Source organism: Candidatus Uabimicrobium helgolandensis, from assembly GCF_041508025.1.
GTDB lineage: Bacteria > Planctomycetota > Uabimicrobiia > Uabimicrobiales > Uabimicrobiaceae > Uabimicrobium > Uabimicrobium helgolandensis.
In genome coordinates, this window is the sequence record NZ_CP165719.1 from 4,182,530 (window position 1) to 4,196,291 (window position 13,762).

A 13,762-nucleotide genomic window follows, 5' to 3' on the forward strand; every position below is an offset into this window, starting at 1 on the left:
TCTTGTGGAAATTCAGCAAATTTGTTGTAATCAAGGTCGAGTTTTTTGAGAGAGGAAAGTTGATTGTCAAATTGAATCCTTCAAAATCTTCAGCATTGATTTTCCCGAGGTCGTACAAGCGAAATATTTTGTACTTTTGACTGTTTTCATTGTGAGCCTTTTCAGATAAACTCTATCGCACTTTTGATTTAATTTATAAATTATAATTTTTTGCCGTTTTGGGGAATATATGCTTAATTTGGGATATATATTTGATGATGCAACGCGTGCTGTAAAAAAATATGCCAATTTTATTACCATTCCAACACTGCCAGCAACCGTTTATTTGATGCAAGTTGATGTCATCAATCATTACAACCATGCGCTTGATCATTACTTCACGCTTACTTTAAAAGAAGATTTTTTACAGAACTCTTCCTTGGGAACACCTTATGAAAAGTGGGCATATTTTACAAATCAAAACTTTGAATCACTATCTTTTTGTATCTATAATCTTATTCGTTATACTCACCGTTTACTTAGTGAAAGTGAGCGCCTTGGATTAATTGCGAGAAAGCAAGTCTCAACAGGAGTATGCAGCCGGTATATTAGTAATACTGTCGAATTGAGAAACAAAAAAATTGGAATAAATATTATCGCCGACGAACGTATTGTTATAACAGCAGAAGATCCCGATTATAATATCGGCGGAACATTACTTAGTAAGTCAGAGAACAATATTACTAAAAGATATTTTACTCCTTGTAATAACGATGAGGAGAGAGAAATTTCTTTAGAAGAATGGAAATCTTTGCGAAGTAAGATTAGAGAGAAAGAAATTAGTATTTCCGACCGCAATATTCTTACTAATATAAAATGCAATGGTAAGGTTGAAATTGAAGAGCTTTATAAAAAAAATGCATTGTATGTTGCCACTTGCAAAAAATATTATTCATCGACAGATGTTATTTGTCCGTTTAAAGAATTAGGCGACAACTGGATATAAGCTATTTTTTAGCGCGGTTATCGAAAAAAGGAAATGTATTTTTGAACACGTTTGTAATCGGATAGATTTAGATCGCGTTTTTTTAACTGTAGCACTGAATATTTTTCTTCTGTTATTTTTTTAATATGCTTATCCCTGTAACAATATACCTAGTATTGATCGCTATAGGAGTAATATATGGAAACATACGTCAAAAATATTATATATCAATGTGGGGAATGCTTTCTTGCGTTTTATTACCAGTACTGGTAGTAATTACCCCGCTGTTTTCTCCTCCTCAGATAATTCACATAGTGGAAACGGCTCTTCTTTTTACAGAAACAACTACCACAGCGGTAGTCTCTGCAAGTACATTAACTAACGAAGTAGATTATTTTTATTATTTTTGCCTATTGTGGTTGGTTGTTTTTATTATCTTAATTGCGCGTATCTCTTTAGTGATAAGCGAGAATGGTTGGGGACCACTCAATGTTGGTATTTTAAAATCAACAATTGTTCTCCCTCGAAGAACAATTAGTGCATTTTCTCGCCAAGAAATAGAGTTGATTCTTCTTCATGAATTATCTCATATACGGCGTTGGGATAATCTCTTCATATTGTATCAAAATATCATTAAGACGTTGTATTTTTTTCACCCATTGTTGTGGTGGATAGATCGACAATTAGCGGTCACCCGTGAACAATTATGTGATTCATTTGTATTGCAAGTTCGTCCTGATAAACGTATCGATTACGCGCAGGTACTATATCAGTTTTTAGAATGGAAACAAAGAAAGTACTACTTTACAACAGGATTTTGTGGCGTTCATTCTCGAGTTAAAAATATTTTAAATAAGGAAAAATTTGATATGAATAAACGAAATATTCCATTATTGAGTGTCTCTTTTGTCATTTTTTTTATTTTCACAATTTACTACCAAAATACTGCTGTTTTTGCTGATAGTTCTCCTATGAGCGTCGCGTTACAGGAAAAACTAGAAAAAAGAATAAATGTTTCTGCCGAAAATGCAGATTTTTCAGAAGTAATAAATTCAATATGTAATCAGCTTGAAATAAAAGCGGAAATTGATTCTCGAACTCTGAATAAGCTTAAGACAATAGGTGTCTCTCTTCAAATGAAAGAGTTAAAGGGAAAATTAGTTCTAAAGTTATTTTTGACATATTATAAAATTTCCTATATTGGTGTTAACGAAAATACAATATTCATAGCCGACCGTTTTCATCCGCGTCTTCGAAATCATACGAAACCTGAAATTAAAAAATTTATGCCTTACAAGCATGAAAAAGGTATGGTCCTACAAATGAAAAGCCAATTTTTGGATGTTCGCTTTACTAGTTCACCATTACCAGAGATTATGGATTTTATTCGTACTCTTACAGGGCTTAATATCATTATTCACCCTCAAGTTTATGCAGAAAAAACGGAAGAACAAATGACCATTGATCTTAATATAAAAAATAGCTCAGTACTTTCTATATTCGAAACGATAACAAAAATAACAGGAATAGAGTTTTTTACAGAAAATGGTGTTATTATCTGGGGAAAGAAGCCGCAGGAATTTATAACAAAAACTTATGAAATAAAAGATTTATTACAGAAGTTAGATAAAGATAAAATTATTCATACCGTCAAACAATGCTGCGAAGAAAAGTATTGGGAAAAAGGATTATTTGCGAAAATAGACGACGATGTTTTAACTGTACGCAATCGAAATAATGTTATTCCACGCATTACTTGGGCGCTAGGAATACTAAACTATGATGCAGTCGAAGCGAAATAAAAATTATAGTAAAACAAAGTAATCTTTGTAAATGATCTGACAAAGCTAGTTACCCGTTCAGTGCAGGACTTATTTTCTAGTGCGACGCGACACAGCTGTAGTTACGTAACCGAGGAGTAACAAAACTAGAAATTAAAAGAACAAAATGCCAACAGGTAACTGCTTTTGGAGAGTTACTTAGTTCTTTGTAACATTTTTCTTGCTCTTTATTTAACCATTTGGTTAAATAAATTAAACGTTTTATTTTAACTGAATTCGAAGTGTTAAATATTTTGTATGAAAAGAGAGCTAAATGAAAAAATTCTTGGCAGCATTTATAACTTGTTTTCTTATAAGCAATGTACTTACTATTGTTTGGTATACAGCAACTGCTGATGCGAATAGTGTTCCTTTTAAAAGAGAACAGCCCGATTATTTACTGTTGCAGTTGAACCACATAGTTTTTGCTTTTATTTTAGCATATATATATCCCATAGGTTATAAAGGAGGTAGTTTGTTAAAGGAAGGTTTTTGTTTTGGGGTATTGATGGGAATTCTGATGTTTTTGCCTACAGGTCTTGTTGTACGAGGTATTTGGGAAGTTCCAGCAAATTTAATGTTTGTGTTCAACACTATTTTTCATGCGTTGGCAGGTGGTGTTTGCGGAGTAGGGATAGCATTTACTTATGGGAAGAAAACCGAATAACTTAGATATTGTTTTTTCAGCAGTTTCGGATCCGACAAGAAGAGCAATACTTGAAAATTTAAAAAAAGGTAAAATGTGCGCTTCTGACATAGCAGTGCCCTTTCAAATTTCACTTCCTGCTGTTTCAAAGCATCTTAAAATTTTAGAATCTGCGAAACTAATCGTTCGTGAAAAACAAGGTAGAGTGCACTTCTTTCATCTTGATGCTTATCCTATTAGAGAAGCAATAGAGTGGATGAATAAATATAAAGAATTTTGGGAAACTCAACTAGATGCTTTAGAAAATTTCTTTGAAGAAGGTGATTAAGGGATAGCAAAATGTTAGCAGAAGTACCTATTTTTTTAGAAATAGATCGTGTTATTTCCGCCTCACGTGAACGAGTATTTGCCGCTTGGACACAGCCAGAAAAATTGAAAAAATGGTGGCATATAGGAAACGACTGGAGTAATTCTATAGCAGAAGTTGATTTGCGCGTAGGAGGAGCTTACCGATTGGGGATGAGTTCAAAATCTGGCCAAGAAAGTATTGTTGTTGGTGTTTATAAGGAAGTTGTTGTTCCGGAAAAATTAGTTTTCACTTGGAATTGGGATCACGATCAACAAGAACAAGAAACGTTAGTCACTATTCTCCTTACCAAACTAGAAGACAACACTACACACATACTTCTCAAACATGAAAATTTCGAAACGCAAGAATGGTGCGATCGACACGAAGCGGGTTGGAATCTTTGTTTTGTGCAGCTTGAAATCGTTCTCTTATAAATGATTGATAGAAAGCCGATTAAACGGTTTTCTACCAATCGTTTATTCAAACGAAAATCAAATAGATTTACTTCAGAAAACTTTGCACTTTTTGCAGGCGATTTTGCAGTAAATCAGGAAATATGTGGTAATACTTTTGATTGAGCGGAGATGGATGTGGCAGAGGAGCAAGAATTACTTTTTTTTGTAACTCACTTTCTTTAGAAGAAATTGTTATTTCTAATTCTGCTTCGTAGCGATCTTCGCGTTTAAAAAATTCATCAGCAACTTTTTTTGTTGCATAAGGATGAAACCATTTAAATGCTTCGTTACCAAGAGTGATAATATAGTCGCCTTGCCAATGTTCTAAGAGTAGTGTTTCTAAAAAAGGACGAAAACGCTTTTTAACGCCTGCAGAATAAGCTTTATTTCCTGGCGGTTTATAGGGAACTGTATTAGTGAGTAGTACTTTTTTGGCTGCAGCTTCTAGTTTATCCTTATCACTTGTTTGTTCACCGTAAATTGCAGAATGAAGGCCTTTTCTTACTAAACGTCCAGCAGCACCGTAGAGTGGTTGCTGTGCATGAACTTCATCTTTGCCTAAATCGCGTGCAAAAAAACACACCTTGCTTTTCAAGTCCCCAAAAAATAAGGTTGGCTCTAGTGGATTGCGCCCTGCAGATTCATAAACTTTCTCATCTATCGGAAAATCTTCGCGGCTTGCTTCTTCTTGTACAGAAGCAATTAGCTCTTTTATATTACTCATATTGTTCCTTTATCAAGATAAGATATATTCAATTTGAGTTGGTTGATTTGTTGGTTTATATTCTAGAGTACATATGCTAGCATTTACAAACGTTGTGTGATCGTTTTTTGTTATTCCATAAGCTTCGTGAATATGTCCAAAAATATGGTAACGTGGTTTTATTTCGATAACCTTATTGAGCAAATCCTCGCAGCCTACTTTATTGCCATTTGCTACTGTATCTCCATACCCAAGAGGAGGACCATGAGTAATAAGAACATTAGTATCATTGGGAATTAATTGCCATTTTTCGCGTATTTCTTCTCCGCGTTGTAGGTTGAATGCCCAATCAAAAAACCATGGTTGCCACGGACTACCGTAAAATTTAATTCCTTCAATGACGATTTCGCTGTCTTGAAGATAAATGGCGTTACTAAGTTCCTTCTGCGCAGCTTCTCGCTCTCTTTCAAAGCAAAAATCGTGGTTACCAGCGATTACAATTTTGTGCTTGTGTGGAAGCTCGCCTAGGTAATTATTAAATCTACGAACATCGCGTAGTGCACCTTTGGAAGTAATGTCTCCCGCATGGATAAGTATATCTCCATCAGGAATTGTAACCTGCGGACGACGATTATGTGTATCGCTGATAGCCACTATTTTTATTTTGCTCATATAATATTATCCACCCAAACGAAATGCGTTTTCCTTGTCCTGTTTACATTTTTCAATTTGATTGTGGTAAACTTTCTTAGGGTTTGCTTCATAGGCAATATCTAGATAGCGCAGAGCGCGATCGTAGTCACCATCATATTGTAAAGCAACACCGTAGTTAAAATAAGCGCTTGCTGCCGCTTCTGTGCCGATAACCCCTTGATTTTGTTTTCCATATTCCTGGATTTCGCGGAAAACGTTTGCAGCTTTGTCCCAACTACCGTTTTTCGCAAAAGCTAAACCACGTTCAAAATCGGGATGGTCTACAGTTTCTAACTGCACTTGTAGGCGTTCTTGATAAGGAGTTATTACTTTTGAAAATTTCGTAGCAATGCGTTCACAACATCTTTTATACAAAGGAAGTAAATCTAAGCGTTGTGGCAAACTATCAGGATTCTCTGATCTTCCATAAACGCTGTCAGCGTATTCGTTGTAATCTTTTTGAACAACAATTTGTCCGGTTCCTGTTTCTATAACAGAAATAGATACGTTTAAAGAAACACTACCTTTACGGCCATAGTATGTTGGAGGCTCGTAATCTGGATCTTGTTGTTGTTGTAAAAAATTATATGTATCTTTGTGTTTCACTACTTCTTGGTCATTCCAGTTATTTTCTGTTACCTGACCGACAATAACAACATCAGCTCTCACTAATTCACCTATTTGAGAAGCACCTTCAGCAGAATAAGCATCTGAATCAGTCTCTAACTGATATTGAATTACTTCGTCAATTTTCTGTTGGTCTATAAAACGCAAGCTGCCAGCAGAAGATACTTTAGACAGTAGACTGTTGGTCAAAAAACGATCTTGATCATCGTCTATTTTTACCAAAGCAACGGTTTGATAACGATCCATATTGACTTCTGATGGTCTTTTAATTGTCGTATCAATAGTTACTGTTTGGCAAGAAGCTAGTAGTAAAAATATACTACATAAAATTGTTGTTGTTTTTATACTTTGCTTAAACATTATATCACTTTCAATAGAGATATGTCGAGTTGCCATTTTATATATTTTACAATAACTTGCGAACTAAATAAACGTTGAATACAAATGCAACTTAATATTTTTATAAAAAATTTTTGTAAGAGCCAGCCGTTGCAAGTTGCTTACGCATTTGCGGTCGCGTGCTCTTGTCGCATCGTACTAGAAAATAAAAGTTCTGTACTGAGCAGGTCACTTTTGTTAGGTCACTTAGTTCTATTTATATTATGCATCAAGTTCCATCCCACCTACACTAGAAACAAATACTGTAGTAGAAAAATGATCACTTAATTTTGTCATATTTTTAAAAGATTGTTCTTCTTGCCCTTCTTCTGGAGGAGTGAATCCCATAAATACAACGGCAGAACGAACAGAGGTCATACGCATTGCTGTGGTAACATCTTTTGCCACTATAACTTGAGCAGAGGCTTTGATACGGGAGATATGAATTAGCTCATTTAAGTGATTGGTTGCTTCGTCAAGGCCGGCTTCCGAATTGATGATACGCAGTAAGCGAATACGGTGAGTCCGCCATTCGTTATTTTTTAATAATAAATGCGCAAGAAGAAGCATTAAGTGGCCATTTTTTTGACCCCGCCACCAAATATCGATTGTGCCTGTTGGAGCTTCCCACCGGCTAAATTTATTTGGGTCTGTTCGCAAAAGAATAAGGCTTTTCTTAAGACCAACTAAAGCGCGTAATAGGGATGCAAAGTCTTTTGTTCGTTCTGGGTCAGTGCTCCAACCTAGAAGAACTGAGTTACAGTGAAAGCCGCCTAGACCATGGCATTGTACTAATGATTTTATACTTTCGGTTAGGTCGCTTCCCACAACAACTGCTGGGAAAGCAGATAGCTCATTATCGCGAATGAACTTTTTAAGAATTTTTTCTTGATTGACACGTCTTCCTAGAAGATCATCCATATTACCGACAATGATTTGTCCTAAAGAAAGAATACCGTGCCCGGCAGTCAGCCAGTGTCCATAAATAGCTAGATGGACGCGACTCCAAACTCCACCACTTAAAGCAATAATAATAGGTCGCCAGTTTTTAGGATGATAACGTTCGTCTTGAATAATCAGTAAATTTTTGCGCGCTCTTTCAAAAGCAACACCACTTTGAACATCTCCCCAACGTGCTTCTATTTCTTTACGTGCAATATACCACTTTAAAGCTCCCATTGCCGAAATAGATATAATTGCCCAAACGGGAGAGATTAAAAACATTACACCTATGCACCCTAGAGCACCAATTAGTTCTGTTGACCAGTGGCTATAGCGAAAACGCGGGCGATAGCTAGGATTTTTAGTCATGGATTCGTAAAAAGTTGATAGATTTAGCATTCCGTAGGTAATCATAAAAAACATCGTTATAATGGGGGCAATTGCATTTAAGTCACCAAGCAATATACATATTTGCGAAATAAAAAACGTTAGGATAACAGCGCGTCTTGGTTCATTATTGACACCACTTCCATGAGAAAATATGCGCAAAGATGAAAATATATTGTCTTTGGCGAAAGCTTGTAGTATGCGCGGAGCCCCCATCATACTTCCGAGTGCTGAAGAAAGTGTTGCTGCAAAAATACCTAGGACAACAAGTGTTTTAGACCAAGCAATGTTTTTTACAATAAGAGAATCGCTGACTAAACTTTGTGGTGCACACGCGGCGGCAAGTACTAGTGCCATAATTAAATATATAAAACCAGTGAATACAATTGCCCAAAGAGTTCCTTTAGGAATGGATCGCCCCGGATCTTTTAGGTCTCCAGACATATTTGCACCCGCCATTATTCCGGTAACTGCGGGAAAAAATAATGCAAACATGGTAAAAAAACTTTGCCCATCTACATAGTTGGGTTGTAAATTTTGATATAGGTTGTCTAAGCGCATATCACCTAAAGCACCAGCGAAAAATGAAATAAGAGACAATAGTAAAATGCCCAAGATAAAATACTGTACTTTTATTGCCCAACCAGCACCAATAAGAACGCAAATAAAAATGAAAAAGTTAACAGCGCTGGCAGCACTAACATCGAACCATGCACCAAAATTAGCTTGTATTTCAAGAGGGACTACATCTGAAAGAGCTTCTGTAAATCCAATAACATACATTGCAACTGAAATTGCCTGGGCGAGAAAAAAGAATACGCCAATAGCTCCACCAAGTTCGACACCGAGGCTGCGGCTAATGAGATAGTAAGCACCACCTCCTTTTACTCTTGTATTGGTTGCAATAGCTGATAATGACAAAGATGTAAGAGTTGTGATGATTTTTGCTATAAGTAAAATTATTATTGCATTTATCAAACCACTTTGTCCAACTACTTGACCATAGCGCAAAAACATAATTACGCCTAATATTGTTAGAGTACAAGGAGTGAATACACCACCAAAAGTTCCAAATTTATTGGCCCCTAGATCTTCTAATTTTTTCATTTTGATCATTGAGGTTGTTTTGTTGCCACCCTGCTTTTGAAGCTTCTGAGTTTCGCGCTTTGTTTGTTTTTGCATTTTCTGAGTTGTGCGCTTGTTCGATTTACTCATGTAGTTTTCCTTGAAAAGTTTTGGAGCGTACTATTGCAAACATTTTGGTGAATAGGAGCACATCTAAGGAATTTTTCATGATTTTAGTGTTTTCAAGTATGAAAAGCAAATACTTTCGTTCCCTTACTTGACAAAAAAGTAAAAACAAATACAATAAAATAAATATACCCAAATACATGGATATTAAGTAATGTTTCATTTTCTAGATTCAGTATTGCAGCTAGTGCGTTGGTATTGTTCTTTGCCGCGTCCCCTGTTTGACTCTTTTAGAGATTTTCGTTGTTACTTTCAATTGCAGAGCACAACTTTGCGTTTTCAAAGTGCCTCGCTACTCCCTAAAATAACTCACATATATAAATCTAAACGTTGATACCCTAGCGCTATGAAATATTGATCCGTAAGGAAATCTTTATAATGCAAAAAAATGCACGATTTAAATGGTTAGCTATTTTTGTCCTTGGTTTGTGGGTAGTAATGATGGCACTACTCATTCAAAGAGAATATTTTCCTTCGATGGGATCGCTTGAAGCTAATTATGAAGAAATCTTAAAGACAGTACCAAGAAGCCATCAAGAAATAAAACGGCAAACAAGGGTGATGGAAGTATATTACACAAATAATGTTATTCCTATAGGTGAGATACAAAGTATTACGACTTCCTTACCTGACGGAACGTTTGAACTTAGTACTCGTGCAAAGCTTGAAGTTACTAAGGAACAACAGCAAAAAATTAATAAACTGACTAAATTTTTTCAAATACCTGACAAACAAGATGAAAATCTTAAGGTTCTAATGGAAACAACAGCGACTGTTGGTCCAGACTACCAACTGCAAAATTTAGATTTTCGCGTAAAAGCAAACCTTTTTGATATTGCTTGCGAAGGAAAAATGAGAATGGGGAAATTGTTATTTGCTATAAAACAAGGCAAGCAAACCATTAATCGCGAAGTTCAGCTTCCACGTGGCACAGTTGCTATGAATCAAATGGAAACTATACCAGTTCCTAAAAATATCAAAGTAGGCCAAAAATTTCATATGCGTTGGTTTGATCCTTTATCGCAAACGCATCGCAATATAAAGTCACACGTTATTGGTAAAGAGAATATTATTTGGGGTGGCAAGAGCGTTTCAACATACGTTGTTCACTCTGATTCCGGAACGTTTAAAACTATTTCGTGGGTTGATGTAGATAATCGAGTTTTGCGTTACCAGATAGCAGGTTTTACTTTTAAATTGAAAAAAGAAAAACAAATAGAAAACCGCAAAAATACCGAGAAAGAACAAAAAAATGATTAAAATAGAAGGGCTATCAAAGCACTATGGTAATAAAGTGGGCCTAAAAAAATTAGATTTAACTATTAAGTCAGGTGAAATATTTGCTTTTCTTGGACCTAATGGCGCAGGTAAAACGACAACGATAAAAATGATGGTTGGGTTACTTCGTCCAACAACAGGAACAATTACCATCTGTGACAAAGATATTATCAAAGAAACAATTGCTGCTAAAAAATATCTTGCTTATGTCCCTGATCAGCCTTATCTATACGATAAATTAACAGGACGAGAGTTTTTGGAATTTGTTGCTTTGATGTATAAAATACCATTGCAGGTCGCCACTGAAAAAATAGAAAAGCTAACAGCACTTTTTTCTTCTTATGAGTATGTTGATCGTTTGACTGAAAACTATTCTCATGGAATGAAACAACGCATCGTATTTTCTGCTGCTCTGATTCATGATCCGCAGGTTCTAGTTGTTGATGAACCGATGGTGGGACTAGATCCGAAGAGCGCTGCTATAGTAAAAAACGTATTTAAAGATCAAGCAGCTAAAGGTACAACTGTATTTGTTTCAACTCATAGTTTAGATGTTGCAGAACAAATCGCAGATCGTATTGCTATTATTAAACATGGTGAAATTATTGCTCTTGGTACTCTAGAAGAGTTAAGGAAGCGAGTGCAAAAAGAAGCGCGTTTAGAAGATATTTTCTTAGAGCTAACTGAGGAAGAACAACCAAATTGATAAATTTTAAACTAAAGGGTTTTTTTATGTCGATTTTGAAAAAGATGAGTTGGGTGTGCATTTGTGTTTGTTTTGTTTGTTGTACAACGTCACAAAAACAAGATAATCAGAAAACAGAACAACAAGATAGCCAGAAAACAGAACAACAAGATAGCCAGAAAACAGAACAACAAAATAGCCAGAAAACGGAACAACAAGATAAAGTAGCAAGTAGTACACAGGATGTAAAAAACACATTACTTCAAGATAAAGCTGGTCTACAGAATGTCCAAATTAGCGCTCCGAAATCTACGATACCTTTCAACACAATAAAGATCGCTTTAAACCCCGTTATACCGCAACCAATTGAAAATAAACGTTTCAATATTGCACAAGTAAAAAAACAATTGCCAGTAAAAAAAGAACAAAAAATAGAAGATTCAAGTCCGACGATTAAATCTTATAGTGATATAGCAAAACTACCGAAAAAAATCGATGGTGAAATTCTTTTAAAAAAAGGAACTTATTATTTAGAAAAATCGGTGACAATTACGCGTAAAGGGACCTTGATTATCGAGCCCGGTACTGAAATTGAAATGGATGCTTGTGCTGTTATCTGTAATGGAAAATTAATTTCTAAGGGAAGTAAAAATAGTCCTATTGTTTTTAGTGGTGATGCTTGGGATAATATCAGCGTTTTTGGTGAGGGTAGTAGTGCTATTCTAGAACACTGTGAAATTAGAGGTGGATCAGGGATGGGTGTTCAACAAGAGAATGGACAATATACTGTAACTCCGCAATTTTTGGATATTACTTATGGCGGTGGAGTTCTTGTTGCTCAGAAAGCAAAAGTTGTAATGCAGGATTGCAAAATTGAAAATGTGTATGGAGTTAATATGTTAGCAGTAATAAATAGCACTCTTACATTAAAAAACTGTAAGCTTGTAGAACATGACCAGCAAGGGATTTTTAGTCTGGATGGTAAGCTCACTTTGACTAATTCGCGTTTGGAAAATCAATCTGGAGTTGCTCTTCAGTTTTCTGGTGTGAATATTGCAAAAATTGAAAACAATATTTTTGTAAATTGTAATACTGCAATTGCTAAAACGGCAGGTACAGTAGCTAGTTTGAAAAACAACAAGTTTGAAAACTGCGAACAAAAAGTCACTAATAAATAAAATCTGGTACAGTGTTACAAAGCTATTGAAGATTCTAATCTATTCTTTCGATTTTTAGGTTATTGTTTTTTGTTTATAGAATTACAGCTTGTGCACTGTAAGACATCTAACTAAAAAATCGGAATTCTTATACCCCAGGACGAATGTAATACTGTACTCACGGTTTTAATTGACGTTTTTGTTTATTGCAAATGACTAAACGCCCCACGCTAACCGACACAGGTCTCCAAATTTCACGTAGGTTTTGTCAAACCTAAATGGTGCACTTTTTGTTATAAGGTCTATTTGAGTAAATCTCGTTGTAAAGCCCATTTACTTCGAGGAATTCTTCTTACCATACCACAACCCATATTAGTATCTTTACCCAATCCAACATAAAAAGAGATATCTGAGAGTAAATTAAAATATCGCAGTAATTGTGGATCTTTTTTTATTAGACGAAATCTTACTTTGCCAACAAAACCAACCCTAAGAGTTTCCTGTGAAATATTTTGTATACTTGTGCATAGATTTTTAAACAGTACAATCACAACATTATTTGCTATTTCAGAGATAATAGAATCATCTATTTTATGTTGTGGCAGTATTTTATTCCATCTTTGACCTAGATCGTTGTAAACAAGTTCAGGAATAGGTAGAGGTGTAAATTTTCCATTATTGATAAACAAAGTACTTGAAACAAAATCAATAAGGGCTTCATCATCGTCCTTGTTGTTTTCCGACAATAAATCTTCTAGTGACTGTGAATTTACCCATGGATGTTTAGATGATGCCGTCGAAATAGCTCTGACAACTTCAAAATCTACTTCTTTGGTTTTTAGAGCTGGAATTTGATTTGTGATGATATCTTGGTATAAATGATTGAATAGTGGATTTGATACTTGCTCTTCTAAAGTAGATAAGCGAAACCAACACAAAGTACCTTTTTTTGTATCAATGTTGAATATTCTTGGAGATCTTTCACCGAGATAAAGAGGCGAGAATGTATAGTTTTTGATCAGACTTTCAGGAGAAGTAACCTGCATGTCTTTCATGTACTTGTATAAAATTTTTCCCAACGATGTAATAGCTATTCCGCCATCAACTTTTGTTGCTGGACAGTGATCCGTCGGTTTTACATGCAATACCATTGATGCGGGCATAATAACACTTTCTAAAATATAGAATTAATACGTTGAGGTGAGTTGAAAAAATTCTATTTACAACAAAGTACTTAAGAAATTTCTATCTTATCATGTATTTTAAATATTTCAAAGCAGTATTGAATTTTAATGAAAAAAATTAGGATTCAATACTAGGTATAATTGTCATTTGGATTATGAGTTTGTAGATATGTATTTATAATGCATTTCTTTTGAGGAGTTGCTCAATGAACATACACCTTCTTCAACTGAAATAGTCTATCA

13 protein-coding genes are annotated in these 13,762 nt (G+C 35.2%); 8 read left to right on the forward strand and 5 right to left on the reverse strand.

Going from position 1 to position 13,762, the window contains the following annotated elements; all coding sequences use genetic code 11:
* The first annotated feature begins 229 nt into the window (after positions 1 to 229).
* From UABHE_RS15230 to UABHE_RS15250, 5 genes are all read left to right on the forward strand, one after another.
* Entirely contained in the window at positions 230 to 985 is a 756-nt protein-coding gene (locus UABHE_RS15230; protein WP_372371192.1) for a hypothetical protein, read from the forward strand.
* Positions 986 to 1,203: 218 nt separating this feature from the next.
* Positions 1,204 to 2,766, forward strand: a complete 1,563-nt coding sequence (locus UABHE_RS15235; protein WP_372371193.1) for a M56 family metallopeptidase — start codon at positions 1,204 to 1,206, stop codon at positions 2,764 to 2,766.
* Positions 2,767 to 3,058: 292 nt separating this feature from the next.
* Positions 3,059 to 3,451 (forward strand): hypothetical protein, encoded by a 393-nt coding sequence (locus tag UABHE_RS15240; RefSeq protein ID WP_372371194.1) that lies wholly within the window; start codon positions 3,059 to 3,061, stop codon positions 3,449 to 3,451.
* Positions 3,432 to 3,758: an ArsR/SmtB family transcription factor gene (locus UABHE_RS15245; protein ID WP_372371195.1), complete on the forward strand. Its 327-nt coding sequence runs from the start codon at positions 3,432 to 3,434 to the stop codon at positions 3,756 to 3,758. Before UABHE_RS15240 ends, UABHE_RS15245 begins: the two co-directional genes overlap by 20 nt.
* Before the next feature lie 11 nt (positions 3,759 to 3,769).
* Positions 3,770 to 4,213, forward strand: a complete 444-nt coding sequence (locus tag UABHE_RS15250; protein ID WP_372371196.1) for an SRPBCC domain-containing protein — start codon at positions 3,770 to 3,772, stop codon at positions 4,211 to 4,213.
* 67 nt (positions 4,214 to 4,280) lie between these two features.
* On the opposite strand, the gene UABHE_RS15255 is transcribed toward UABHE_RS15250, so the two are convergent.
* The 4 genes from UABHE_RS15255 to UABHE_RS15270 form a co-directional block, all read right to left on the reverse strand.
* The gene (locus UABHE_RS15255) at positions 4,281 to 4,958 is read right to left on the reverse strand and encodes a uracil-DNA glycosylase family protein (protein WP_372371197.1); all 678 of its coding nucleotides are present in this window, start codon (positions 4,956 to 4,958) and stop codon (positions 4,281 to 4,283) included.
* Between the two features lie 12 nt (positions 4,959 to 4,970).
* The gene (locus UABHE_RS15260) at positions 4,971 to 5,609 is read right to left on the reverse strand and encodes a metallophosphatase domain-containing protein (RefSeq protein ID WP_372371198.1); all 639 of its coding nucleotides are present in this window, start codon (positions 5,607 to 5,609) and stop codon (positions 4,971 to 4,973) included.
* Between the two features lie 6 nt (positions 5,610 to 5,615).
* Positions 5,616 to 6,617, reverse strand: a complete 1,002-nt coding sequence (locus UABHE_RS15265) for a hypothetical protein (protein WP_372371199.1) — start codon at positions 6,615 to 6,617, stop codon at positions 5,616 to 5,618.
* Positions 6,618 to 6,857: 240 nt separating this feature from the next.
* Positions 6,858 to 9,179 carry an amino acid permease gene (locus tag UABHE_RS15270; protein WP_372371200.1) on the reverse strand — a complete coding sequence of 774 codons (2,322 nt, stop codon included), beginning with the start codon at positions 9,177 to 9,179 and terminating at the stop codon, positions 6,858 to 6,860.
* Between the two features lie 414 nt (positions 9,180 to 9,593).
* Here UABHE_RS15270 and UABHE_RS15275 point away from each other — a divergent pair, with 414 nt between their 5' ends.
* From UABHE_RS15275 to UABHE_RS15285, 3 genes are read left to right on the forward strand one after another with little or no spacing between them, the layout of a single operon-like run.
* A complete protein-coding gene (locus tag UABHE_RS15275) occupies positions 9,594 to 10,475 on the forward strand; it encodes a hypothetical protein (RefSeq protein WP_372371201.1) in 882 nt (293 codons plus the stop codon).
* Complete coding sequence (locus UABHE_RS15280) at positions 10,468 to 11,199, forward strand: ABC transporter ATP-binding protein (RefSeq protein WP_372371202.1); 732 nt, start codon at positions 10,468 to 10,470, stop codon at positions 11,197 to 11,199. Before UABHE_RS15275 ends, UABHE_RS15280 begins: the two co-directional genes overlap by 8 nt.
* 26 nt (positions 11,200 to 11,225) lie before the next feature.
* Entirely contained in the window at positions 11,226 to 12,356 is a 1,131-nt protein-coding gene (locus UABHE_RS15285; RefSeq protein WP_372371203.1) for a right-handed parallel beta-helix repeat-containing protein, read from the forward strand.
* Between the two features lie 281 nt (positions 12,357 to 12,637).
* Here UABHE_RS15285 and cas6 read toward each other — a convergent pair whose 3' ends face one another.
* Entirely contained in the window at positions 12,638 to 13,498 is an 861-nt protein-coding gene (gene cas6, locus UABHE_RS15290; RefSeq protein ID WP_372371204.1) for a CRISPR system precrRNA processing endoribonuclease RAMP protein Cas6, read from the reverse strand.
* Between the last annotated feature and the right edge of the window lie 264 nt (positions 13,499 to 13,762).

Bases quoted from the DNA above. Each gene is read 5' to 3' on its own strand.
- UABHE_RS15230 (WP_372371192.1), top strand. From the start codon at position 230: ATGCTTAATTTGGGATATATATTTGATGATGCAACGCGTGCTGTAAAA.
- UABHE_RS15235 (WP_372371193.1), top strand. From the start codon at position 1,204: ATGCTTTCTTGCGTTTTATTACCAGTACTGGTAGTAATTACCCCGCTG.
- UABHE_RS15240 (WP_372371194.1), top strand. From the start codon at position 3,059: ATGAAAAAATTCTTGGCAGCATTTATAACTTGTTTTCTTATAAGCAAT.
- UABHE_RS15245 (WP_372371195.1), top strand. From the start codon at position 3,432: ATGGGAAGAAAACCGAATAACTTAGATATTGTTTTTTCAGCAGTTTCG.
- UABHE_RS15250 (WP_372371196.1), top strand. From the start codon at position 3,770: ATGTTAGCAGAAGTACCTATTTTTTTAGAAATAGATCGTGTTATTTCC.
- UABHE_RS15255 (WP_372371197.1), bottom strand. From the start codon at position 4,958: ATGAGTAATATAAAAGAGCTAATTGCTTCTGTACAAGAAGAAGCAAGC.
- UABHE_RS15260 (WP_372371198.1), bottom strand. From the start codon at position 5,609: ATGAGCAAAATAAAAATAGTGGCTATCAGCGATACACATAATCGTCGT.
- UABHE_RS15265 (WP_372371199.1), bottom strand. From the start codon at position 6,617: ATGTTTAAGCAAAGTATAAAAACAACAACAATTTTATGTAGTATATTT.
- UABHE_RS15270 (WP_372371200.1), bottom strand. From the start codon at position 9,179: ATGAGTAAATCGAACAAGCGCACAACTCAGAAAATGCAAAAACAAACA.
- UABHE_RS15275 (WP_372371201.1), top strand. From the start codon at position 9,594: ATGCAAAAAAATGCACGATTTAAATGGTTAGCTATTTTTGTCCTTGGT.
- UABHE_RS15280 (WP_372371202.1), top strand. From the start codon at position 10,468: ATGATTAAAATAGAAGGGCTATCAAAGCACTATGGTAATAAAGTGGGC.
- UABHE_RS15285 (WP_372371203.1), top strand. From the start codon at position 11,226: ATGTCGATTTTGAAAAAGATGAGTTGGGTGTGCATTTGTGTTTGTTTT.
- cas6 (WP_372371204.1), bottom strand. From the start codon at position 13,498: ATGCCCGCATCAATGGTATTGCATGTAAAACCGACGGATCACTGTCCA.